Origin of the sequence: Streptomyces lonarensis, from assembly GCF_012033735.1 — a bacterium.
Taxonomy (GTDB): domain Bacteria; phylum Actinomycetota; class Actinomycetes; order Streptomycetales; family Streptomycetaceae; genus Streptomyces; species Streptomyces lonarensis.
The window spans coordinates 1-2,596 of sequence record NZ_JAAVJD010000404.1 but is presented as its reverse complement, the minus strand read 5'-3'; the positions used below and the strand labels follow the sequence as shown (position 1 = coordinate 2,596).

Here is a 2,596-nt window from a genome sequence, read left to right as displayed (position 1 = left end):
GCGCCCGGTGGGAGGTCGGGCCACAGCTCCGACACTGGTCTGGGTGGGCGCGGTCGGTCCGGGGAACGCCGGGTGCGGGCGGCCTCGGCCCCGTGCCGGTGCCCCCGGCGAGGGCTCCGACCGCCGCCGCGGAGGCGACGGTCGCGGCCGTCGCGGCCGCCGCCACGGCGGGGACGGGGGCGGGCAGGGGTGGGGGAGTCGCTGAGGTGGAAGTCGTGGACGTGCCGGGCCCGCGCCGGATCGCCGGTGCGCCGGGCGTGTCGGCGTTGCCGTCGGCGTCGGCCACGGCTCGCGGCGCATGGCGCGGCCGCCGGTCGCCACCGGCTATCGCGGTGTCGGCCCAGCTCGGCACCGCCGTCGGCAGCCGCGCGGGGAGGTGTGCCTCGGCGGGCCGGGAGAACGGCACCCCGGTCCCGGCCGGAACCGGCCCGGACCACCGCGCCGGACTGTCGGAGATCAGCTCCAGGTAGATCGACCGGAAAGCGGCCAGGCTCTGCTCGACGGTGAACAGCTCCAGCGCACGGGCCCGGGCGGCCCCGCCGAGCCGCTCCCGGCGCGCCGGGTCCGCGAGCAGGTCGAGGCAGGCGTCGGCGAGCGCCCGGGGATTGCGCGGCGGCACCACCAGTCCGGTACCGCCGATCGCCTCGCACACCGCGCCGACATCGGTGGAGACGGTGGCGCGGGCGCAGAACATCGACTCGACCAGCTGGACGGGGAACCCCTCGGTGACGCTGGAGAGCACCGCGACCGAGGCCGCGGCGTAGGCGTCCGCGACGGTCGGCACCGCGGGCTCGCCCACTTCCTCGAATCGCACCGGGTTCTCCCCCACCGCGTGGCGGTCGGGTGCCTCGTCGGGGAACAGCTGGGCGGCGAGCGCGCGGCAGTGGGCCAGGTACTCCGGGTCGGTGCGCCCGCGTTGCGGGGTGGCCACCAGCCGCAGCCGGGCGTCGGGCACCGAGCGCCGCACCTCGGCGAAGGCGTGCAGCAGTCCCACGAGGTCCTTGCCCGGTTCGACCGCGCCCACCCAGACCAGTGTCGGAGCTGTGGCCCGACCTCCCACCGGGCGCGGCGCGCCACCCGGCGGAAGGTCGCGCTCCGGGCGCGGGGTGCGCCCCGGGGCGGCCGCACCGGCCGCCCCCACCGGCACGGCCACCCGGGCGCTCTCCCGCGCGACCTCGTGGAACGGGCGCGCGTCCATGCCGGGGTAGATCGTGCGGAGCCGGCCCCGGTCGGCGCCGCACCGTTCCTGCCAGCGGCGGGTGTGGGTGTTCCCGGGCGTGATCAGCGCAGCCGAGGCGTACGCCTCGTGGGCCAACCGGGCCTGGAACGCCGACAGCAGCGCGCGCACCGGGGCGGAGGGGGCCGAGGGGGCGACCGCGTGCGCGGCGCTGATCAGATAGTGCTCCCGCAGGCGTGCGCCGTGTTCGGTCACGAGCAGCGGCGTCCCGTGGAAGTGACGGGCCAGCAGCCCCGGCAGCGCCGCCGCTCCCCCGCCGACGGCGTGGCAGAGCGCCACGTCCGCCAGCCCCCGTCCGGCCGCACGGGCGCCGGTTGCGCCGTACCAGTCCAACGAGACGGGGCGCAGCACCCGTTCCAGCCGCTCGACGACGGCGAGGAGGTCGGTCACGCGCGCGCTGCGGACCGCGCGCGGCGCGCCCGGGGCGCGGCAGGCGGCCTCCAGTACCCGGAGGGCGCCCTCGGACCGCAGCCACCCGCTGAGACCACCGTGCTCGGCGGCAAGCTCCGCCAGGGCGTACAGCCCGGCGCCGAAACGGTCCGCCGGCCCCGCCGCCGCGGCACCGCCGACCGGCGTGCCGGACTCCGCGCCACCGGTCGCCGGAGGCGCGGGGGTGCGGGCGGGGTGCGGGGAGCCGCAGAGCGCCGCGGTGAGCTCGGCGAACGCCTCGGCGTACCGGCGCCCGAGACGGCGCGGCACCCGGCCGTCGCCCCGGTGCTCGGCGGGGGGCGGCCCCCACAGCGGGGCGGTGCGGACCAGCGTCACGTTGGGCGGCAGCGCACTGCGCGGCCCGGCGTGCTGCCGGGCGGTCCGGCTGAGGGCGCAGATCTCGAACTCGTGGTCCGCGAGCCCCCGGAGCAGGCGCTCGCACCAGCTGCCGGACTCGCCGCGCGCATACGGGTAGCCACCCTCGGTGAGCAGTGCTACGCGCACCGGTGCACCCCCTTCTCCCCGACGGACGGGACTCGGTCGTCGCCGCCCCGGGAACGGTGGTGCGCCCCCGGGCGGAACCTGCGGGAAGAAGCTAAGTCGCTGGACGGGCGCCGCGACGGACGGTTGTCCGTCCTGCCACCGGAAGGGGTGAAGAAACGTAACCATGCGCCCGGGCGAGCGTTACGGCAGTCCGGACACGTGAACGAGGTTGCCGCCGGGCCGGACGGAGTTGACGTCGGGTCGGCTTCTCGGAGAGAGGGCTCACGCGGGCGTCGGGCGCACCGTGGGCGGCCCGGCGGGCGGCTACCGGGCGGGCGAGTTGCCGCCGGGGCGAGCGGCCGGGCGCGGACCCGGGGCGGCCACGACCGAGTCCCGTCCGTCGGGGAGAAGGGGGTGCACCGGTGCGCGTAGCACTGCTCACCGAGG

At 78.1% G+C, this 2,596-nt stretch carries 1 protein-coding gene; it reads right to left on the bottom strand.

Going from position 1 to position 2,596, the window contains the following annotated elements; translation table 11 throughout:
* Positions 1 to 2,170: DUF3492 domain-containing protein (locus tag HCN56_RS25040; protein ID WP_312871443.1), on the bottom strand; the 2,170-nt coding region annotated here is incomplete at its 3' end.
* Positions 2,171 to 2,596: the final 426 nt, after the last annotated feature.